The following is a 20418-nucleotide window of genomic DNA, read 5'->3' on the forward strand; positions in this document are numbered from 1 at the left end:
GGCCGGCTCAGCCCGGCGGGGGCCGGAGCCGGGCGGCGACGAGCGCGACGTCGTCCTCCCCGCCCTCGGGCAGCAGCCGGTCGATGAGCGCGTCGCACATCTCGGTCACCGGTAGGTGGCGCAACTCGGCGAGCGCGCGGCCGAGCAGCTCGACGCCGTCGTCGAAGACCTGGTCGCGGCGCTCGACCAGCCCGTCGGTGTAGAGCAGCAGCGTGGCGCCGGGGGGGACCACCGTCTGGTGCTCCGCGCGGACGGCGGAGGGGTCCACGCCGAGGAGCAGGCCGGGTCGGTCGGGCACCAGCAGCTGCTGCGTGCCGTCGGGTGCGACCAGCAGCGGCGGGAGGTGCCCGGCGCTGGCCCAGCGCAACCGGGTGCGGTCCTCGGCCGAGCCCGCCGGCCGGTCGAGCCGCCCCACGAGCACCGTGGCCAGGGCGCCCAGGTCCAGCCCCTCGATCGCCGCGTCCAGCCGGGACAGCACCTCGGCGGGACCGGCCGCGCTGTCGTAGGCGATGCCACGCAGCAGGCCGCGCAGCTGGGACATCGTCGCCGCGGCCTCGGTGTCGTGGCCCACGACGTCGCCGATGACGAGCACCGTCGAGCCGTCGGGCTGCTGGAAGACGTCGTACCAGTCGCCGCCGACCTGTGCCTCCCGCGCGGCCGGCACGTACCGCACGGCCACCGCCAGGTGGTCGGGCTCGGGCGGGTCGGAGAGCAGGCTGCGCTGCAGCGTCTCCGCGGCGCGCACGATGCGGCGCGACCGCGCGTACAGCGCCTCCAGCAGGTGGGTGCGCAGTTCGGCGGCCTCGCCCTGCTCCTGCGGCGTCCACGACTCGGAGCGGCCGCGGACGGTCTCCCGCCAGCGCTCGAAGGACTTGCGCGGGCTGAGCCGGACCTCCGCGCCCTCGCGTTCGGCGATCGCCTTGTTGCGGGGATCGCCGCCCCAGTCGATGTGCCGTACCGCCTCGCCGCGGAACCAGAGCACGTACTGGCCCTCCGGTAGCGGGATCACGAGCACGCCGCAGGCCGGGCCGACCGGGCCGAGGCCCGGCGCGGCGGCGGCCAGCGCGTCGGTGGCGACGACGTCCTCGCCGCGGGTGGCGGCCCACCCGGCGATGGCGTCGGCCAGCCCGGGCCGCAGCCCGGCGCCGGCGGTGCCCCGGGCGCCCTGCAGGTTCACCACGACCCCGTCGGCGGCCAGCAGGTCCAGCAGGCTGGGGGAGCCCAGCACCGTCTCGGTGAGCGGGCGCTCCTCGTCCATGGCGGCGGCGGTCAGCCAGGCCAGGGTGGAGCGGACCCGCAGGGCGCGGTCGAACTCGTCCTCCTGCGCCCGGTCGGTCAGCCGCAGCGAGAGGGTGGAGCCGAGGAACTCCGCGGCGGCGCGGGTGGCGTAGGGCGGGGCGTGCGGTCCGCTGTAGTGGTGGCAGGCGATGAGCCCCCACAGCCGGTCGCCGCGCAGCAGGGAGATGGACATCGAGGCGTGGACGCCCATGTTGCCCAGGTACTCGACGTGGATCGGCGAGACGCTGCGCAGGGTGGAGAACGTGAGGTCCAGCGGCCGGCCGGTGACCGGGTGGACGGTCGGACGGAGGGGGACGGGGGCGTACCCGACGTCGGAGATCAGCCGGATCCAGTTCTTCTCGTACAGCGCCCGCGCCTGGGCGGGGATGTCGCTGGCCGGGTAGTGCAGCCCGAGGAAGGAGTTGAGCTCGAGGGTCTTGGCCTCGGCCACCACCTCGCCGTTGTAGTCGGCGTCGTACCGGTAGACCATCACCCGGTCGAAGCCGGTCAGCGCCCGCACCGCCCGGGCGGTGATGTCGTAGAGCTCCTGCAGCGTCGCGGCGCGGTTGAGCTCGCCGACGGTGCCGCGCACGGCCTGGTAGGTGTTCGGGAAGGAGAACGGTCGCGGTCCGCGGGCCGGCTCCAGCTCGACGACGAGGGTGGTGACCGGCGCCGACTCCCCGGGGGTGGGGTCGGGCCCGGCGTCCACGGCGCGGACGGGCCCGGGGTCGATCTCCGTCCGGTGCAGGAGGGCGTCCACGGGCAGCGGCTCGCCGCCGACGTCGAGGGTGACCTCGACCGGGTTGCGCTCGCGCAGGTCGCCGAAGGCGCTCGCGGAGCGGATCACCGCGGCGGCCGGTGCCGCGCCGATGACCTCGGCCAGCGGCCGGCCCAGCGCGCGCCGCCAGTCCACGCCCGTGAGGTCGGCCAGGTTCTCCGACACCTGCTGCACGATCCAGTCGGGGTCGCGCACGGCGATCAGCACCCCACGCGGCTGGATGCTGCCCGGGATGTGGATCGGCTCGCGCTCGCAGTTGGTGAGGTCGACGGGGTCGCCCGGGGCCAGCAACCCGGCCCCGCGCTCGACGTCGGTCACCCCCGGGCCTGCTGTCGGGCAGCGGGGCGGCACCACGCGGCGAGCACGCGGAACGTCTCGCGCGCTGCGGCGACGACCCGGTCGGCGTCGCCGCCCGCGGCCACGTGCGCCCGCGTGACCCGGCGGTAGGCGGCCCACATCGCCCCCGTCTCCTGGCCGTAGGGCGAGAAGGCGCGGATGCGGACGCCGGCCAGGTGGGGGAGCGCCGCGAGGTGGCGGTCGATGAACGTGCCGCCGAGGGTCGACCCCTCGAGCACGTAGAGCCGGCCCAGGGCCTCGTCGGTGCTGGCAACGGCCGGCAGCTCCGGCGTCCCGGCGGGGACGGGCGTGCTCAGCGCCGCGAGGTCCGCGGCGAAGAGATCGGCCCGGCGGCGGCGGGTCCAGTCCACGGTCGCGGCGTCCGCGGGGTGCTGGGTGGCCCAGGTGTCGAGGCCCCGCTCGGCCGCCGCCCAGAAGCCGTGCATCAGGCCGAGGACGTGCGCCAGCCGCTCCCGGTCGAGCTCCGGGTCCAGCAGCTCCAGGGTGTCCTCGAGGAGCTGGTGCTCCTCCGCCGTGCCGGTGCGCAGCGCGCGTAGCACGTCGTCGTGCCCGCCGCGGGGGTCCACCGGCGCAACCATCTCTCCCGCAGCCATCGCCCCGAGCCTAGGCGACCGGCGGCCGTCACGAGCGGGCCGGCCGCGGGCCGCCGGACAGCCGGGCCGCGCGCAGCCCGGCGTGCAGCAGCAGCCGGGCATCGCCGTCGGCGAGGTCGAGACCGGTCAGCGCCCCGATCCGGCCCAGCCGGTAGTACAGCGTCTGCCGGTGGATGTGCAGCGACTCCGCCGTCCGGGAGGCGCTGCCGGCGCAGTCCAGGAAGGTCTCGGCCGTCGTGGTCAGCACCGGGTCGGCCAGCAGCGGCGCCAGCAGCGGATCGGGGCCCGGTAGTGCAGTGACCGGCCGCCACCCGCCGAGCTCGCCCCAGTGGGCGACCGGGAAGAACCGGTCGACGACGGCGGCGACCCGTGCCGCGGCGCGGGCCTCACCCCACTGGCCGGGCAGGTCGTCGGCGCCGCGGCGGGCCGACGAGACGCCCGCCGTGCTGCCCACCGGCAGGGTGGCCAGCGTCGCGGCGGCGAGCGCGCCGGCCGGCCGGAGGTCCGTGGGCGTGGGCGTGGGCACCAGGACGGCGACGCCGTCGTCGAGGACCGTCGCCACCGCACCGGCCGCCGGCAACCGCCGCTCCGGCAACGGGCCGCCGTCGGCGGAGGTGAGGGCGACCAGCACCTGGGCGCCCTCGCCGGTCAGCCGGTCGCCGAGCCGCCGGGCGGCCTGCGCCCGGGCCGCCGGGCGGCCGGTCAGCGCGTCGGCGAGCTCCGGCCCCAGGTCGTCGGCCGGGCGGCCGGCGAGCACGCGCCCCGCCGCCGCGGCCAGGTCCAGGGCCCGGCGCAGCGTCGGATCGGCGAGATCCCCGGGGTCGATCCGGCCGTCGTCCAGGAGCCAGAGGTACCCCCGGGTACGGCCCTCGTGGCGAACGGGGATCACCAGCCGGGTGAGGACGCCGGCGGCGGGATCGGCCGGCGTCCGCATCGGGCGGGTCGCCGACGCGATGCCGAAGTCCTCGAACCAGCGCCGGGTCTCGGGCGCGGAGCCGCGGGTGAGGATCGACCGGGTACGGACGGCGTCCATGGGCTCGGCACCGCTGTCGTCGTGCGCGCAGAAGGCCAGCAGCGTGAAGGCGGCGTCCTCCAGGGTGGCGGGGGCGCCGAGCACCCGGGACACGTCGTCGACCAGCTCCTGCAGCTCGTCCCGCACCGCCGTCCCTCCTCGTCGTCGTACAGCTGTATGAGAGCAGACCGGGGAAGTCCGGACATCTGTCCCTGGTCCTGAGGAGGCCGCGTGCCTAGCGTTCGGGGTGCTGGCGTCGTCCGCTCCCGGGAGGTCCCGTGCTGCTCTCCAAGGCCCTGCTGGCCGCCTCCCGACGGCCCGCCCTGCGGCGGGCGGTCACCGGCACGCCGGCCACCCGCCGGGTGGTCGACCGCTTCGTCGCCGGGGAGTCGCTGGACGACGCCCTCGCCGCCGTCCGCGCGCTGACCGCCGACGGGATCGCGGTCACCCTCGACCACCTCGGCGAGGACGTCACCACCCGCGCCGAGGCCGAGCGCTCCCGCGACGCCTACCTGGCCGCCCTCGACGGGCTGGCCGGCCTGGGCCTGGGCGACGGGGCCGAGGTGACGGTGAAGCTCTCGGCGTTCGGCCAGGCGCTGCCCGACGGGCACGAGACCGCCGTGGACCTGGTGCGGCCCGTGGTGGCGGCGGCCACCGCGATCGGCACGACCGTGACCCTCGACATGGAGGACTCCCGGACCGTCGACTCGACGCTCGCCGTCCTCGCCGAGCTGCGCAAGGAGCACCCGGGCACGGGCGTCGCGCTGCAGGCGATGCTCTTCCGCACCGAGGACGACGCCAAGGCGCTGGCCGTCACCGGCTCGCGGGTGCGCCTGGTCAAGGGCGCCTACGACGAGCCGCCCGCCGTCGCGCACCAGAAGAAGAAGGACGTCGACGCCGCCTACGCGCGCTGCCTGGAGATCCTCATGGCCGGCCCGGGGTACCCGATGGTCGGGTCGCACGACCCCGCCATGGTCGCGCTGGCGCACGAGCTGGCCGCGCAGCACTCGCGGTCGGCGGACTCCTGGGAGGTGCAGATGCTCTACGGCATCCGCCCCGACGAGCAGCGCCGGCTGGCCGCCGCCGGCACCCGCGTCCGCGCCTACGTCCCCTACGGCGCCGACTGGTACGGCTACTTCATGCGCCGGCTGGCCGAGCGCCCCGCCAACGTGGCCTTCTTCCTCCGTTCGCTGGCCACCCGCTCCTGAACCCGTTCGCCGGCCACCCGATCCAGAACCCCGAGAGGTCCCCATGGACGCCGTCACCCAGGTCCCCCCTCCGCACAACGAGCCAGTGCTCACCTACGCCCCCGGCACGCCCGAGCGCGACGAGCTGCAGCGGCGCCTCGCCGAGCTGGCGAGCGCCCCGGTGGAGCTGACCGGCACCATCGGCGGCCGGCAACGCATGGCGGGCGGCAACCGGTTCGACGTCGTGCAGCCGCACCGGCACGCCGCCGTGCTGGGCACGTCCGCGCACAGCACGCACGCCGACGCGCAGGACGCGATCCGCTGCGCCAAGGAGGCCGCGCCGACCTGGCAGGACCTCTCCTTCGACGACCGCGCGGCGGTCTTCCTGCGCGCCGCCGACCTGCTGGCCGGGCCGTGGCGGCAGACGCTGAACGCCGCCACGATGCTGGGTCAGAGCAAGACGGCGCAGCAGGCCGAGATCGACAGCGCGTGCGAGCTCATCGACTTCTGGCGCTTCAACGTGCACTTCGCCCGCGAGATCCTCGCCGAGCAGCCGAAGTCCTCACCCGGCGTCTGGAACCGCACCGACCACCGCCCGCTCGAGGGCTTCGTCTACGCGATCACGCCGTTCAACTTCACCGCGATCGCCGGGAACCTGCCGACGGCGCCCGCGCTCATGGGCAGCACCGTGGTGTGGAAGCCCGCGCCCACGCAGCAGTTCGCCGCGCACTTCCTCATGCGTTTGCTGGAGGAGGCCGGCCTCCCGCCGGGTGTGATCAACATGCTGCCCGGCGACGGGGTCGCCGTCTCCGAGGTCGCCCTGGCCGACCGCGACCTCGCCGGCATCCACTTCACCGGGTCGACGCCGGTGTTCCAGCACCTGTGGCGCACGGTCGGGGAGAACATCGCGGGCTACCGCGGCTACCCGCGGATCGTGGGGGAGACCGGGGGCAAGGACTTCGTCGTCGCCCACCCGTCGGCCGACGTCGACGTGCTGCGCACCGCACTGGTCCGCGGCGCGTTCGAGTACCAGGGGCAGAAGTGCTCGGCGGCGTCCCGGGCCTACGTGCCCCGCTCGGTGTGGGCGCGGCTGAAGGACGACCTCGTGGCCACCACCGAGTCGCTGCCGATGGGCGACGTCACCGACTTCTCGAACTTCATGGGCGCGGTCATCGACCGGAAGTCGTTCTCGAAGCTCTCCGGCGTGCTGGACCGGGTGGACGACGACCCGGCGCTGTCGATCGTGGCCGGGGGCACCGCCGACGACGCCGAGGGCTTCTTCGTCCGGCCGACGATCATCGAGGGCACCGACCCGGGCCACGAGGTGTTCACCACCGAGTACTTCGGGCCGGTGCTGGCGGTGCACGTCTACGACGACGCCGACTACGACGCCGTGCTGACCCAGATGGAGTCGGTCGCGCCCTACGCGCTCACCGGTGCGGTCATCGCGCAGGACCGGGTGGCGATCGCGCACGCGCAGAAGTTCCTGCGGCACGCGGCGGGCAACTTCTACGTCAACGACAAGCCCACCGGCGCCGTCGTCGGGCAGCAGCCCTTCGGCGGGGGGCGGGCGTCGGGCACCAACGACAAGGCGGGTGCCAAGCAGAACCTCATGCGCTGGACCAGCAGCCGGTCGATCAAGGAGACGTTCGCGCCCCCGACCGACCACCGTTACCCGTACATGGGCTGACCCGTGCATGTTGATCAGGTGACCTGATCGTCAGGGGTCCTGGCTCAGCGTCGACCGTGAGCCAGGACCCCATACGGTGAGCCAGGACAGCGGGCTCAGGCGACGTCGAGCTCCGACCCCGGCTCCGGACGACGGACGACGGTGAAGCGCCGCGGCCTCGCGTGCGGCGTCGCCAGCATCCGCCGCAGGTCGGCGGTCACCCGCGGCCAGGGAGCGCCCAGGTCGGCCTTGGCGATGCGCACCACGCGGACGTCGAGGCGGCGGACGCGGTCCTCCCGGCGTTTCTCCTCCCAGAGGACGTCGTGCGGTGATCGGCCCCCGTACGGATCGCTGTACTTCACCTGGCCGTCGAACTCGATCGCCACGGCCGCCTCCTCGTACCAGGCGTCGATGCGGGCGATGAACCCGCGCTCGTCGTGCAGATCGACCTGCAGTTCGGGTCGGGGGAGCCCGGCGGCCAGCAGCGCGAGCCGGCCTTCGCTCTCCAGGGGCGACTCCGCCCGTCCGTCGCTGAGACCGACCGCCCGGGCCGCCTGGGAAGCCCCGGTCCGGTGCCGGGCGGAGTGCACGGCGAGCTGCAACTCCGAACGGAGGACGCGGCCCTTGTGCAGAGCGGCGTCCAGAGCGATCACCGTGTCCACCAGTGACCACTCCCGGCCACAGTCGACCAGCGTCCGGGGGACGGAGGTGGTCGCGAACGGCTCGATCCAGGGGACGACGTCCGCCTCCGGGAGCCTGGCCCGGGCGACGCGGTACCCCCGGCCGGCGCGCCACTGGTCGACCGCGGTGACCCGCACGTCTCCACCCGCGGACGCAGGCACGAGCAGCCCGTGACGGCGAGCGGCCGACGCGTGACTGAGCACCGGGCCGGGCGCGAGGCTCATCAGGACGGCGATGCCTGCCATGAGATGGCGGTCGTCAGCGTCCGCCGATCCCCGGCGTGCGGACTCGACGTAGACGCCCTTGCGCAGCCGCGTCCACCGGCGGGTGCGCAGCTCCGTCTTGATGTCATCGACTGAGTAGCCGGCCGCCAACGCCTCCTGGCTCGTGAAGACTCCGAGACGCCGGTCCGCGCGGCACTGCAGCAGCGGGTGCACCGGGGGAGTCTCACCATTCCGCGAGGTCGCTGGGCCGGGAACGGGGCAGCCTGTGGACAGTCGCCGTCCTGGCTCACCTCGTGGGGTCCTGGCTCACGGTCGACGCTGAGCCAGGACCCCTAACGATCAGGTCACCTGATCAACATCGCGGGCGGCGGGCCAGTGGACGCGGCCGTCGTCGCCGAGGACCGCGCCGTCGGAGGGGCGGTGCGGGCTCTGCCGGCCGTCGGGCATGAGATGGGCGACGGCGACGCCCCTGGCGAGGACGGCGACGTCGGCGACCAGCCGCCGGTGGCAGCGCCACCACACGAACTCGCTGCACATGACCGCCACCGTGCGGTCGGCGGCTGCGGCCAGGACCTCGTCCATCGCGGCGGCGAAGTCCGGCGTGCGGGTGTGGGCCGCGTAGGCGGCGAACTGCGCGACCGTCCACCAGTCGTCGGCGACCGGCTCGCCGGGCGGCAGCCGGCGACGTCCGCCGAGGCGCTCCTCCCAGCGGTAGCCGATCCCCGCCGCGGGCAGCCACTCCGCCAGGGCCTCCTGCCGCACGTCGGGGTTGGTGCGGCTGCCGGGGAACCGGCGCACGTCGACGAGCAGCTCCACGCCCGCGCCGCCGAGCCGGGCCGCCAGCGCGGTGCGGTCGTCGGATCCATGGCCCACGGTCAGCAGCGGCATGACCTCCTGCCTACCCGGGCGCGGGCGGCCGCGCCCGGCCCGGCATGCTCGTCGCGCACGGGAACGGTGGACGGAGCGGTGTGAGCGGGGAAGCAGTCGAGGTGCCGGCCCCCTTGTGGCGGTCGCGCGGGGTCCGGTCGCTGGTCGGGGTCACGGCCCTGGGGTTCGTGAGCTACTTCCTCACCCTGGCCTCGCTGCCCACGTACGCCGTGGCCGGCGGCGCCCCGGAGAGCACGGCCGGGGTGGTGACGGCGGTCTTCCTGGTCGTCACGATCGCGGTGCAGTCGGTGGTACCCGTGCTGGTCGACCGCTTCGGCACGGGGCCGGTGTTCGCCGCGGGGCTGCTCGCGCTCGGCGTGCCCGCGCCCTTCTACGTCCTCGACGACGGGGTCGCCTGGATCTCGGCCCTGTCCGCCGTGCGCGGGGCCGGCTTCGCGGTCATCACGGTCCTCGGCGCCACCCTGTCGGCCCGGGTCGCCCCGCCGGAGCGGCGCGGGGAGTCCATCGGCCTGTACGGGCTGGCCATCGCGCTGCCCAACATGGCCGCCATCCCCGCCGGGGTTGCCCTGGTGCTCGGCGGGCACGTCGGCGTGCTGTCCTGGCTGGCGGCGTCGCCGGTGCTCGGCCTGTTCTTCCTGCCCGCGCTGCTGCGGTCGGTGGTCAGCCGCGAGGAGCCCGCACCCGCCGGCAACGCCCGGGCCGCCGTGCGCGCCGCGCTGGCCCCGTCGGTGGTGCTGCTCGTGGTGACGACGGCCGGCGGTGGGTTCGTGACGTTCCTGCCCATCGACCGCCCCGACGGCCAGGTGGCCACCGGGGCCCTGCTGCTGTGGGGGTTGTTCGGCGCGGTGACCCGCTGGCGCGCCGGCGTGCTGGCCGACCGCCTGGGCACCGCGGTGCTGCTGCCCCTGGCGGTGCTGGTCGCCGCGGTGGGCCTCGCGGTGGCCGGCGCCGGGCTGTGGTGGGGCGCGGGCTGGGTGCTGCTGGGCGCGGCGCTGTTCGGTGCCGGGTTCGGCGGGGTGCAGAACCTCACCCTGCTCCGGGCGTTCGCCCGTGCCGGGGAACGCGGGACGACGGCGGCCAGCGCGCTGTGGAACGCCTCCTTCGACGCGGGGACGGCGGCAGGCGCGCTGCTGCTCGGCTTCGCGTACGGCGCCGCCGGCCTGCCCTGGACCTTCGTGCTGTCGGCCGTCGTCGTGGCCGCGGTGCTCCCGTTGGCGCGGCTGGCCGCTCGCCCGGTGCTGGTCCGCCCCTGACCTCAGCGCTGCCGGGCGGCGGCGTGCAGCGAGCGGATGAAGAGGATCTCCTCGGCCGAGCGCCGCAGCCAGGTGCGCAGACCATCGGGGTCGTCGCGGTTCGCGTCGCGGATCTGGCCGAGCCGCACCTGGCGGGTGCTGGCCTGCGCGCGCTGCGCCGTGGGCAGCGCGCGACCCTCGGCGCGGGCGACCGCGGTGAGCCCCGCCCCCACGAAGACCAGGTCGCGGACCTCGGTCAGCTCGGCGAGCAGCCGCTCGGCGGCGGCGTCGTCGCCCGCGGTCAGAGCGGTCAGCAGTTCGTCGGCGCGGCGGCGGCCCTCGGCGGCCGGGTCGGGCGTGGTCACGGCACCACTGTGCCCCGGCCGGGCGGGCCGGGGCACAGCGGGGCGTGGACGACTGCCCCGTGTCCGGATGCCTGGGGCCCCCTTCCGGGTACCGCCCCGAGCCTGCGAGGGGTGGGGGGGAAGGGGGTCCTTTCTCAGGCGTCGCGGCGGCGCAGCACCAGGTAGCCGGCCAGCAGCACGGCGGCCACCTCGGCGCAGAACACCCCGAAGCCGACCCAGGGGTCGAGCAGGTTCGGGTTGAACGACACCGGCGTGGCGACGACGGAGCCGGCGTTGCCCGGCATCAGCTTGGTCGCCCACTCGCCCCAGGCGCCCGGGAGGAGCACCACCATGTTGCCGACGACCAGCAGCAGGGCCAGCACGATCGACAGCGCCGCGGCGGTGTGCCGCACGAGCAGCCCGACCGCGGCGGCGAACAGCCCGATGCCGGCCATGTAGAGGCCGCTGCCCAGCAGCGAGCGGAGCACGCCGTCGTCGCTGAGCTCCAGGCCCACGCCCTCGCGCTCCAGGAACCAGTTGCCGCCGAGGTAGCCGAGGGCGGCGGTGACGGTGCCGACGACGAACAGCGTCGTGGTGAGCACGACCGCCTTGGCCGCCAGCACCCGGCCGCGGCGCGGCGTCGCGGTCAGCGTCGCGCGGATCATCCCGGTGCCGTACTCGCTCGTCACCACCAGCGCGCCGAGCACGATGGCGGTGATCTGGGCGACGGTCATGCCCCAGGTGATGAACGCACCGGCGGACTCGCCCGCCGTCCCGTCGGCGAGGTCTGCGGCGCTGACGGCACAGACCAGGACGGTCAGCCCGGCGCCGAGGGTGACCAGCGCGGCGATCGACCACGGTGTCGAGCGCACCGACCAGAACTTGACCCACTCCGCCCGCAGGGTGTCTGCCAAGCCGGGCCGGCGCACCCCGGGGACGTGCCGGTTGGGGTCGAGGACGACGGTGTCGGTCATCGGGGCACTCGCGGTCTGGGTCATCGGGGGGCTCCGGCCGGGGTCTGCTCCCGCGCGGAGTACTCCACGCTCGAGGCGGTGAGGGTCATGAACGCGTCCTCAAGCGAGGAGCGGACCAGGGTGAGCTCGTGCAGGAAGAGCCCCTGCCGGCCGACCAGCTCCCCGATGGCGGCGGCGTCGCGCCCTTGCACCCGCAGCTCGTCGTCGACGACGTCGACGTCCAGGCCGTCGCGGCGCAGCAGCTCGGCCACCTCGGCCCGCTGGGGGGTGCGCACCCGCACGTAGGAGGCCGCGTGCTCGGCGATGAAGTCGGGCATCGAGCAGTCGGCCAGCACCCGGCCGCGCCCGATGACCACGAGGTGGTCGGCGGTCAGCGCCATCTCGCTCATCAGGTGGCTGGAGAGGAAGACGGTGCGGCCCTCGGCGGCCAGCTGCCGGGTCAGCGTGCGCACCCAGCGGATGCCCTCGGGGTCCAGGCCGTTGACCGGCTCGTCGAGCACCACCACCGGCGGGTCGCCCAGCAGGGCGACGGCGATGCCGAGGCGCTGGCCCATGCCGAGGGAGAAGCGGCCGACCCGCTGCCCGGCGACGTCGGCGAGCCCGACGAGGTCGAGCACCTCGTCCACGCGACGCACCGGCAGCCCGTTGCTCGCCGCCATCCAGCGCAGGTGGTCGCGCGCGGAGCGCCCCGGGTGCAGCGCGCGGGCCTCCAGCAGCGCGCCGACCTGGCGCAGGGGCGCGGGGAAGTCGGCGTAGCTGCGGCCGTGCACGGTGATGCTGCCGGCGGTGGGCCGGTCCAGGCCCAGCAGCATGCGCATGGTCGTGGACTTGCCGGCACCGTTGGGGCCCAGGAAGCCGGTGACCCGGCCCGGGTGCACGGTGAAGGAGATGCCGTCGACGGCGGTGCGGTCGCCGTACTTCTTGGTCAGACCCCGCGCCTCGATCATCGCGGGCCTCCGGGGAGCGATCGGGAAGTCATGCCCTGGAGCCTGTCGGCGGCGCCGTCCCGGGAACATCGGGGAGCGCCCTGATCCGACCCTGAACGGTCCCCGAGCTGGTCAGGCCGAGCGGGACAGGGTGCTCCCGGGGCGCAGCTCGCGGCGCAGGGCCCGGGCGGCGGCCTGGCCCGCGCGGTTCGCGCCGATCGTGCTCGCCGAGGGGCCGTAGCCGACCAGGTGCACCCGCGGCTCGCCGACGACCTGGGTGCCGTCCAGCCGGAAGCCCTCTCCGGGGCCACGGAGCTGCAGGGGCGCCAGGTGCCCGACGGCCGCGCGGAAACCGGTGGCCCACAGGATGACGTCGGCGCGGACCAGCCGGCCCGGTCGTCCGTCGACCGGGTCCCAGGCCACCCCGTCGGGGGTGATCCGGTCGAACACCGGCAGCCGGTCGAGCACGCCCCGCTCCAGCCCGTCGCGGATGTAGGGGGTGGAGGTCACCAGCCCGGTGAGGCCGACCACGCTCCCGGGGCGGCGTCCCTCGCGCACCGCCTCCTCGACCTTCGCGACCACTTCGCGGCCCAGGTCCTCGTCGAACGGCCCCTCGCGCCACACGGGCGGGCGGCGGGTGACCCAGGTCGTGGAGGTGACCCGGGAGATCTCGACCAGCAGCTGGGTGGCCGAGGCGCCGCCGCCGACGACCACGACGTGCTGTCCGCGGAACTCCTCGGGGCTGCGGTAGTCGACGGTGTGCAGCTGACGCCCTCGGAAGGTCTCCTGCCCCGGGTAGCGGGGGACGAACGGCCGGGTCCAGGTGCCGGTGGCGTTGACGACGGCGCGCGCGGTCCAGGTGCCCTGGTCGGTCTCCACGGAGAAACGGCCGTCGTCGCTCCGGCGGACGGCGGTCACCCGGACCGGCCGCACCACGGGCAGGTCGAACCGGCGCTCGTACTCCGCGAAGTAGGCGGGCACCGACTCGACGGCGGGGGTGCGCTCGTCCGCCGGGCGGAACGCCAGACCGGGCAGGTCGTGCACCCGGTGCGTCGTGCCCAGGGTGAGCGACGGCCAGCGGTGCCGCCAGGCGCCGCCGGGGCCCGGCTCGCCGTCGAGCACCACGAACCCGGTGCGCCGCTCGAAGCCCTGGCGGGCCAGCGCCCAGGCGGTGGAGAGCCCGGCCTGCCCCGCGCCGATCACGACGACGTCGACGTCGCCCCGGAGGTGGGCAGTGGTCACACGCATGGCAACCGGCCGCCCTCGCTGCTGCTTCCCGCCCCCGGCACACCGGCCAACGGCACCCGCCGGTATCCGTTCCGCGTAAACCGACCGGCCGGTATGGTGCGCCTGCTCACACCCACCCACGACGGGAGAGTGCACATGCCCACGCCCGTGGCAGGCGACCGTTCCTCCGGTGCACCGGCCGGTGATCCGGAGCCGTGGTTCGTCTCCGTCGAGGTCCAGGTGCGGCCGTCGGCTCCCCGGCCGGAGTTCGCGGCCGGGGAGCGGTTGGACGCGGCGGGCGTGGCCCTGCTCGAGCGGGCGCGGTTCCGGGGCCTGCGGACGGCGGTGCTGACGGCGGACCGGTGCTCCTACGGGGAGGAGCTCGACTGGCTGGTGGACCGCTGGATCGACTGCGACACCGGTGACGCAGTCGCGGTCGCGGCCGCGGTGCGCTCGCTGCCCGGAGAGGCCGCCGTCGTCACCGGCTCGGCGCCCGGCGCCGTCCTGCCGGCGGCCGTCGCCGCCCGTGCGCTGGGGCTGCGGGGCCCGGACCCTGCGTCGCCCGTGGTGACCGGTGACGCGGTGGCCCTGCGCGCGGCCCTCGCCGCGGCGGGCGTCGCCGACGGGCGGTGGGCGGAGGTCCGCACCGGCGACCCGGAGCTCACGTCACCGGTGGGATACCCGTGCACGGTGGAGCCGGTGGACGGCGCCGGTGCGCGGCTCGGTCCGGTGCAGGACGACGGCGAGCTGCGGGTGCTCGCCGCCCGCGCCTGCTGCCGGCGCGGTGGGCGGTCGGCGCCCCGGCTGGTGATCGGTGAGCACGTGGCGGGGGACCGGTACGCCGCCGACGGGCACGTGGACCGCGGCGTCCCGACCGTGCACGCGTGGAGCGAGGTGCTCACCACGCCCCCGCCGCACTCCGCCGGCCTGCTGCTCACCGCGACCGCGCAGGCGCCGACGGCGGAGGCCGCCGGCTTCGTCGGCGCCGTGCTCGCCGCGGCCGGTTACGACCTCGGCCCCTTCCACCTGGAGTTCGTGCTGGGCCCGGCGGGGCCGCGGCTGGCCGGCCTGGTCCCGCGGCTCGCCGACGCGGGGGCCCACGCCTGCGTGGACCAGGTGAGCGGGATCGACGCCGCGGACCTCGTGGTCGCCGGCCTGCTCGGCCGGCCCGGGCCGGGGCGCCGGCGGGCGGTCGCGGCCAGCACCCAGTTCTTCCTCGGCTCGCACGCCACCGGGCGGGTGCGGGCGGTGTCCGGCCTGCGGGACGTCGGCTGCATCCCGGGGCTCGTCGTCGCGGAGGTGTTCGCCGACGTGGGTGGCGCGGCGGAGCCCGCGACCTGCGGCCAGGCGCACCTCGGCCACGTCGTGACCGTCGGGGACACCCCCGAGCAGTCCCGCCGCCGGGCGGCGGCCGCGCTGGACGCGATCCGCGTGGAGATCGAGGAGCTGCAGCCGGTCTAGCCGGGCCCTCCGCATCGACCGCCCCCGCCCGGCCGGTCGGCGGGCTCCGGCGGCGGGCTCCGGCTTTCCGGACGGTGCCGTACGGAGCGTGCTGTGGATCAGGGGCACGGATGCCTGGGTGGACCCCGGCAACACGTGATCAATCCGTGACCTTTGTGGCGTCCGTCACAGACCATTGCCTGCCTAGAGTCCCGGCCTGTGTGCCAGATCACTTCTCCGCGCCTGACCTCCTGCGGTCGCGCTCCCGAACAGGCGGCCCGGTGACGGCCACCCGCCCGCCGCTCGGCCGCCCCCGCCCGATCCCGCCCGGCCGGGCCACGGCAGGGAGCCGCCCGTGCTGAGCATCGACGCCCTGCACGTCACCTACGGCGGAGCCGTCCAGGCCGTGCGGGGGGTCTCCATGGAGGTCCCCGACGGCAGGGTCGTCGCCGTCCTGGGCAGCAACGGCGCCGGGAAGACGACGTTGCTGCGGACCATCTCGGGCACGCTGCGGCTGCACCGCGGCCGGGTCGACTCCGGGTCGGTGACCTTCGACGGGACCGACCTCGTGTCGAAGGACCCGGCCCAGGCCGTCCGGCTCGGGCTCGTGCAGGTGCCCGAGGGGCGGCGCATCTTCGGCCGGCTGACGGTCGAGGAGAACCTGCGTGCCGGCGGCATGGGGAACCGGGACAAGGCGGCCAAGGCCCAGGCCCAGGACCGCGTCTACGACCTGTTCCCGGTGCTCAAGGAGCGCAGCTCCCAGCGGGGCGCGCTGCTCTCCGGCGGCGAGCAGCAGATGCTGGCCATCGGGCGCGCGTTGATGGCCAGCCCGAAGCTGCTCCTGCTCGACGAGCCGTCGCTCGGGCTGGCGCCGCGCATCATCGGCCAGATCGGCGAGGTCATCGGCGAGATCAACCGCCAGGGGACCTCCGTGCTGCTGGTCGAGCAGAACGCCACGATGGCGCTCGGGGTCGCCGATCTCGCCTACGTGCTCGACGTCGGTGAGGTCTCGCTCTCCGGTGACGCGCGGCAGCTCGCCCAGACCGACGAGGTGCAGCGGCTGTACCTCGGCCACGACGGGGGCGGCGACGGCGCGGCCCCGACCCGGCGCGTGAGCTCGGGCAAGAAGCTCTCCCGGTGGACGGCATGACCGCGGCGCCCGACGTCGGGTCGGGGACGCGGTCGGACATCCCGACGGTCGAGGTCGACGGCGTCAGCGTCCGCTTCGGGGCGATCAACGCCCTGTCGGACGTCTCGTTCACGGTCGCTCCCGGCACGATCCACGCGATCATCGGGCCCAACGGTGCGGGCAAGTCGACGATGTTCAACGTCCTGTCCGGCGTCTACCGGGCCAACGAGGGCCAGGTCCGGTTCGGTGAGCACCGGCTGGACCAGATGCGGCCGTACAAGATCGCCGGCATCGGGGTGGCCCGCGCGTTCCAGAACATCGCGCTGTCGGGCACCCAGTCGGTGGCGGAGAACCTCATGCTGGGCCGCCACCACCTGACCAAGGCCGGCTTCCTCTCGGCCGGCCTGCGGCTCCCGCGGGCCACGCGGGAGGGCAAGGTGCACGGCGCGCGCGTCGCCGAGATCGCCGAGTTCATGGATCTCGGCGAGAAGCTGCACACGCCCGTCGGGGTGCTCTCCTACGGCGACCAGAAGCGGGTGGAGGTGGCCCGGGCCCTGTGCACCGAGCCGCGGCTGCTGCTCCTGGACGAGCCGGTCGCCGGCATGAACGCCGAGGAGACCGACCGCATGGCGGAGGCGATCCTCGAGATCCGGTCGGCGCTGGGCATCTCCGTCGTCCTGGTCGAGCACGACATGGGGATGGTCATGTCCCTGGCCGACCGCGTCACCGTGCTCGACTTCGGCCGGCGCATCGCCGACGGCACACCGGCGCAGGTGCAGACCGACCCCGAGGTCATCCGTGCCTATCTCGGCTCCGGCGACGAGGAGAGCCCCTCGGAAGCCGCCGCCCACCACCACTCCTCCGACAACCCTGGGGCGACCTCGTGACCCAGTTCCTCTCCCTGCTCCTCAACGGGATCTCCCTGGGCGCCCTGTACGCCCTCATCGCCCTCGGCTTCGTGATCATCTTCAAGGCGAGCGAGGTCGTGAGCTTCACCCACGGGTCCCTGCTGCTGCTGGGCGCCTACTCCATCGCGCGGCTGTCGGACACGATCGGCTTCCTGCCGGCCGTGCTCGTGGGAATCCTGATCACGGCCGCGGCGGCGTTCGTCATCGAGCGCCTGATCATCAACCGGTTGCGCGGCGCCGCGGTGATCAGCCTGGCCATCGTGACCATCGGCGTCGACATCATCCTGCTCACCGAGCTGATCCGCCGGCTCGGCTCCGACATCCTCAACGTGCCGCACCCGTGGGGCGGGCAGTCGTTCCGGATCGGCGACGTCGGGCTGGCGCAGAACCGGCTGATCGCGTTCCTCGTGGCCGCCGTCCTCATCGCGCTCTTCTTCGTTGCGTTCAAGTACTCGAACTGGGGCATCGCGATGCGGGCCTCGGCGGAGGACGGCGAGACGGCGGCCCTGATGGGCATCCGGCAGGGTCGGGTCTCCGCGCTCGCCTGGGTGGTCGCCGGGGTGCTCGCCGCCGTCGCGGCGCTGTTCCTGGTCGGATCGCCGACGCCGGGCGTCACCCCGACGGCCTACGCCGTCGCGCTGCGGGCCTTCCCGGCGGCGATCCTCGGCGGCCTGGACTCGACCGGCGGCGCCCTCGTCGGGGGCCTGCTGATCGGCATCGCCGAGGCGATGGCCGCGGGCTACCAGGACCAGCTGCTCTTCCTCGGCCGCGGGTTCAGCGCCGTCGTCCCGTTCATCGTGATGATCGCGGTCCTCATGTTCCGTCCGTCCGGCCTGTTCGGGACGAAGGAGCTGACCCGTGTCTGAGGCGACGATGACGGCGGCGACCGGGGCCCACCCGTCGGGGGCCGGCCCGGCCGAGCGGGCCGGTTCCGGCCGGTCGGGACTGCGGTCCTGGCTGCGCCCTCTGCTCCTGGTCGCCTTCCTGCTGGTGATGCTGGCGCTGCCGCTGTACGTCGAGGAGTTCTGGCTGCGCACCGGGTTCGCCGCCTTCGGCGCGATCGTGGGCGCGATCGGCCTGAACCTGCTCGTCGGCAACAGCGGCCAGCTCTCCCTCGCCCACGCCTTCTTCCTGGCGGTGGGGGCGGTCAGCTACGTCTACGTCTCGGGGGAGCCGGGCGGGCTCGGGGTGGCCGAGCTCGGCGGGCTCGGGCTCCCCCCGATCGTCGGGATGATCGTGGGCGTGCTCCTCGCGGGGCTCGCCGGGCTGATCTTCAGCCCGCTCGCGGCCCGGCTGCGCGGGATCTACCTCGGGGTCGCGTCGCTGGCGCTGGTGTTCATCGGCGTCCACGTGCTCAACAGCTGGACCGAGGTCACCGGCGGCTTCAACGGCCGGGCGGCACCGGACTTCTCGCTGTTCGGCTTCACCTTCGCCAACCGGGACCCGGAGCTGTACGTGCTCGGCGTGCCGTTCCGGGAGTCCGAGCGGCTCTGGTACCTGGGGCTCGTCCTGGCCCTCGGGGCCTACCTCTTCGCCCGCAACCTGCTGCGCAGCCGGCCGGGCCGGGCCCTGCAGACCCTGCGGGACAGCGAGGTCGCCGCGTCGGTGATGGGCGTCAACGTGCAGGGCTCCAAGGCGCGGATCTTCCTGGTCAGCTCGATGTACGCCGGCCTCGCTGGGGTGATGTACGCGCTCTCCATCGGCAGCATCGCGCCGGAGTCCTTCGGCCTGGAGCTGTCCATCCTCTACCTCGCCATGATCGTGCTGGGCGGGCTCGGCTCGGTGAACGGAGCCGTGCTCGGGGCGATCTTCGTGAGCGCGCTGCCGCTGGTCTTCCAGCGGTACGCCGACCTGATCCCCTTCGTGGGCCGGGACGAGGGGCTGGCTGCCGGTGAGGCGGCCCGGTTCCTGTTCGGCGCGGCCATCGTCCTGGTGATCCTCTTCGAGCCCGCCGGCCTCGCCGGTATCGCCCGCCGCATCTCCGGCCGGGCCCGCCGCAGACCGGGCGGACGGATCACCCAGCACCCACCCGACACGCCCACCCGTTCCAGCGAGCCCACCCCCTCCGACCCACCAGCCCAAGGGAGCACCACGTGAGACTCAGCAAGCGTTCGACCGGCGCCACGATGCTGGCCGCCACCGTCGTCCTGGCCGCCACCGGCTGCAGCACCAAGGCGCCGGAGGCCTCGGGTGGCGGCGGCGGGGGAGGAGCGGCCGCCGGCGACGTCGCCACCGACGTCGGGATCGAGGGCGAGACGATCAACCTCGGTGTGCTCACCGACCTGACCGGTGTCTTCGCCGCGCTGGGCAACGACATCACCAACGCCAACTCCCTGTTCTGGGAGAACAACCAGGTCTGCGACACCTACGACGTCCAGCTCGACATCCAGGACACCGGGTACGTCCCGCAGCAGGGCGTCGCGCTCTACAGCGGGATGCAGGACAACATCCTGGCGATGCAGCAGACGATCGGGTCGCCGATCAACACCGCGCTGGCACCGGAGTACGAGTCGGACCAGATCGTGAACTTCCCCTCGGCCTGGTCGAAGACGCTGACCGAGATCCCGGGCACCGGCGTGGTGGGCGCCACCTACGACGTCGAGCTCGCCAACGGCTACGACTACCTGTTCCGCGAGGGCCTGCTGAACGAGGGCGACACGGTCGGCCACATCTACTTCGAGGGCGAGTACGGCGCCAACGGGCTCGAGGGCACCCGGGCCGTCGCCGAGGAGAAGGGCCTGGAGGTGATCGAGGCGCAGATCAAGGCGACCGACCAGGACATGAGCGCGCAGATCACCCAGTTCCGGTCCGCCGGGGTCGACCTGATCGCGCTCACCGTGGCCCCGGGGCAGACGGCCTCGGTCGCGACGGTCGCCGCGGCGCAGGGGCTGGACGTCCCGATCCTGGGCAGCAACCCCGTCTTCGCGCCGGGACTGCTCCAGGGCCCGGCCGCCGAGTGGCTGAAGACCCACCTCTACGTGGCCTCGCCGGTGTCCTCCTTCGACGCCCACCCGGAGCTGCTCCAGCAGTACCAGGAGGCCTACCCCGACGCCGTGCCGAGCCTCGGTGTGGTCGTCGGCTTCGGCATGAGCGAGATCATGAAGCAGGTGCTCGACCAGGCCTGCGAGGACGGCGACCTCACCCGTGAGGGCGTGCTCAACGCGTTCAACGAGCTGGAGGAGGTCGACACCGGCGGCCTCGTCGTCCCGATCCGCGGCTTCGAGGTCGGCCAGTCCCCGAGCCTGCAGAGCTTCATCCTGCAGCCGGCCGACGTGCCGGGTGGCGCCACCGTCCTGGAGGAGGCCTTCGAGGGCGAGTTCGCGGCGGGTATCGCCGGCTGACCCTCGCACTCCCGGCGGGGCGCCCCCCCCCCGCCCGCGGGGGCCCCCCCGCGCCCGCCCGCCCGGCCCGGCGGGCCCCCGCCCGGGCACGAGCGGTTGTTCCTGGTGCAGTCCGAGACCGAGTTGACGGCCGCCGGGGGGGCGGCCCGGCGTCCCGACGACGAGGTGTTCCGGCGCTGGGAAGTCGCGGGCGCGGCCCACTCGGGCTGGCAGGGGCAGGAGTACCGCGC

19 protein-coding genes are annotated in these 20418 nt (G+C 74.7%); 10 read left to right on the forward strand and 9 right to left on the reverse strand.

From position 1 onward, the window contains the following. Positions 1 to 7: 7 nt before the first annotated feature. Genes ACI79Q_RS04070 through ACI79Q_RS04080 form a run of 3 tightly spaced genes read right to left on the reverse strand, consistent with a single transcriptional unit; the run spans position 8 to position 4165 of the window. Positions 8 to 2374, reverse strand: coding sequence for a SpoIIE family protein phosphatase (locus tag ACI79Q_RS04070; RefSeq protein ID WP_456614213.1), 2367 nt, complete (start codon positions 2372 to 2374; stop codon positions 8 to 10). Beyond that, positions 2371 to 3006, reverse strand: a complete 636-nt coding sequence (locus ACI79Q_RS04075) for a biliverdin-producing heme oxygenase (RefSeq protein ID WP_456587513.1) — start codon at positions 3004 to 3006, stop codon at positions 2371 to 2373. Before ACI79Q_RS04075 ends, ACI79Q_RS04070 begins: the two co-directional genes overlap by 4 nt. 28 nt (positions 3007 to 3034) lie before the next feature. Then, complete coding sequence (locus ACI79Q_RS04080; protein WP_456614214.1) at positions 3035 to 4165, reverse strand: PucR family transcriptional regulator; 1131 nt, start codon at positions 4163 to 4165, stop codon at positions 3035 to 3037. A 131-nt stretch (positions 4166 to 4296) separates the two neighbouring features. On the opposite strand from ACI79Q_RS04080, the gene ACI79Q_RS04085 reads away from it, so the two are divergent. Further along, positions 4297 to 5226 carry a proline dehydrogenase family protein gene (locus ACI79Q_RS04085; RefSeq protein ID WP_456598973.1) on the forward strand — a complete coding sequence of 310 codons (930 nt, stop codon included), beginning with the start codon at positions 4297 to 4299 and terminating at the stop codon, positions 5224 to 5226. A gap of 43 nt (positions 5227 to 5269) precedes the next feature. After that, complete coding sequence (gene pruA / locus ACI79Q_RS04090; protein WP_456598974.1) at positions 5270 to 6895, forward strand: L-glutamate gamma-semialdehyde dehydrogenase; 1626 nt, start codon at positions 5270 to 5272, stop codon at positions 6893 to 6895. A 95-nt stretch (positions 6896 to 6990) separates the two neighbouring features. Here pruA and ACI79Q_RS04095 read toward each other — a convergent pair whose 3' ends face one another. Further along, positions 6991 to 7992: a hypothetical protein gene (locus ACI79Q_RS04095; RefSeq protein ID WP_456614215.1), complete on the reverse strand. Its 1002-nt coding sequence runs from the start codon at positions 7990 to 7992 to the stop codon at positions 6991 to 6993. Between the two features lie 126 nt (positions 7993 to 8118). Beyond that, positions 8119 to 8667: a DUF488 domain-containing protein gene (locus tag ACI79Q_RS04100; RefSeq protein WP_456614216.1), complete on the reverse strand. Its 549-nt coding sequence runs from the start codon at positions 8665 to 8667 to the stop codon at positions 8119 to 8121. A 101-nt stretch (positions 8668 to 8768) separates the two neighbouring features. Here ACI79Q_RS04100 and ACI79Q_RS04105 point away from each other — a divergent pair, with 101 nt between their 5' ends. Beyond that, positions 8769 to 9920, forward strand: a complete 1152-nt coding sequence (locus tag ACI79Q_RS04105; protein ID WP_456587519.1) for an MFS transporter — start codon at positions 8769 to 8771, stop codon at positions 9918 to 9920. Between the two features lie 2 nt (positions 9921 to 9922). Here ACI79Q_RS04105 and ACI79Q_RS04110 read toward each other — a convergent pair whose 3' ends face one another. From ACI79Q_RS04110 to ACI79Q_RS04125, 4 genes are all read right to left on the reverse strand, one after another. After that, positions 9923 to 10264 (reverse strand): hypothetical protein, encoded by a 342-nt coding sequence (locus ACI79Q_RS04110; RefSeq protein WP_456598991.1) that lies wholly within the window; start codon positions 10262 to 10264, stop codon positions 9923 to 9925. Between the two features lie 134 nt (positions 10265 to 10398). Further along, on the reverse strand, positions 10399 to 11241 hold the full coding sequence (locus tag ACI79Q_RS04115; protein WP_456614217.1) for an ABC transporter permease: 843 nt from the start codon (positions 11239 to 11241) through the stop codon (positions 10399 to 10401). Next, positions 11238 to 12164 carry an ABC transporter ATP-binding protein gene (locus ACI79Q_RS04120; protein WP_456587521.1) on the reverse strand — a complete coding sequence of 309 codons (927 nt, stop codon included), beginning with the start codon at positions 12162 to 12164 and terminating at the stop codon, positions 11238 to 11240. Before ACI79Q_RS04120 ends, ACI79Q_RS04115 begins: the two co-directional genes overlap by 4 nt. A 111-nt stretch (positions 12165 to 12275) precedes the next feature. Next, positions 12276 to 13385, reverse strand: a complete 1110-nt coding sequence (locus ACI79Q_RS04125) for an NAD(P)-binding domain-containing protein (protein WP_456614218.1) — start codon at positions 13383 to 13385, stop codon at positions 12276 to 12278. Positions 13386 to 13526: 141 nt separating this feature from the next. On the opposite strand from ACI79Q_RS04125, the gene ACI79Q_RS04130 reads away from it, so the two are divergent. The 7 genes from ACI79Q_RS04130 to ACI79Q_RS04160 form a co-directional block, all read left to right on the forward strand. Further along, positions 13527 to 14831 (forward strand): hypothetical protein, encoded by a 1305-nt coding sequence (locus ACI79Q_RS04130; RefSeq protein ID WP_456614219.1) that lies wholly within the window; start codon positions 13527 to 13529, stop codon positions 14829 to 14831. 334 nt (positions 14832 to 15165) lie between these two features. Beyond that, positions 15166 to 15960, forward strand: coding sequence for an ABC transporter ATP-binding protein (locus tag ACI79Q_RS04135; protein ID WP_456587524.1), 795 nt, complete (start codon positions 15166 to 15168; stop codon positions 15958 to 15960). Then, the gene (locus ACI79Q_RS04140; protein ID WP_456587566.1) at positions 15957 to 16826 is read left to right on the forward strand and encodes an ABC transporter ATP-binding protein; all 870 of its coding nucleotides are present in this window, start codon (positions 15957 to 15959) and stop codon (positions 16824 to 16826) included. The genes ACI79Q_RS04135 and ACI79Q_RS04140 overlap by 4 nt, the downstream gene beginning before the upstream one ends. Beyond that, positions 16823 to 17713, forward strand: coding sequence for a branched-chain amino acid ABC transporter permease (locus ACI79Q_RS04145; protein ID WP_456587525.1), 891 nt, complete (start codon positions 16823 to 16825; stop codon positions 17711 to 17713). Before ACI79Q_RS04140 ends, ACI79Q_RS04145 begins: the two co-directional genes overlap by 4 nt. Continuing rightward, entirely contained in the window at positions 17706 to 18944 is a 1239-nt protein-coding gene (locus ACI79Q_RS04150; RefSeq protein WP_456614220.1) for a branched-chain amino acid ABC transporter permease, read from the forward strand. Before ACI79Q_RS04145 ends, ACI79Q_RS04150 begins: the two co-directional genes overlap by 8 nt. Beyond that, positions 18941 to 20188 carry an ABC transporter substrate-binding protein gene (locus ACI79Q_RS04155; protein ID WP_456587527.1) on the forward strand — a complete coding sequence of 416 codons (1248 nt, stop codon included), beginning with the start codon at positions 18941 to 18943 and terminating at the stop codon, positions 20186 to 20188. The genes ACI79Q_RS04150 and ACI79Q_RS04155 overlap by 4 nt, the downstream gene beginning before the upstream one ends. A gap of 96 nt (positions 20189 to 20284) precedes the next feature. Continuing rightward, on the forward strand, positions 20285 to 20418 hold a 134-nt coding region (locus tag ACI79Q_RS04160), incomplete at its 3' end, for an alpha/beta hydrolase domain-containing protein (RefSeq protein WP_456614222.1).

The organism is Blastococcus sp. SYSU DS0828 (genome assembly GCF_054050975.1).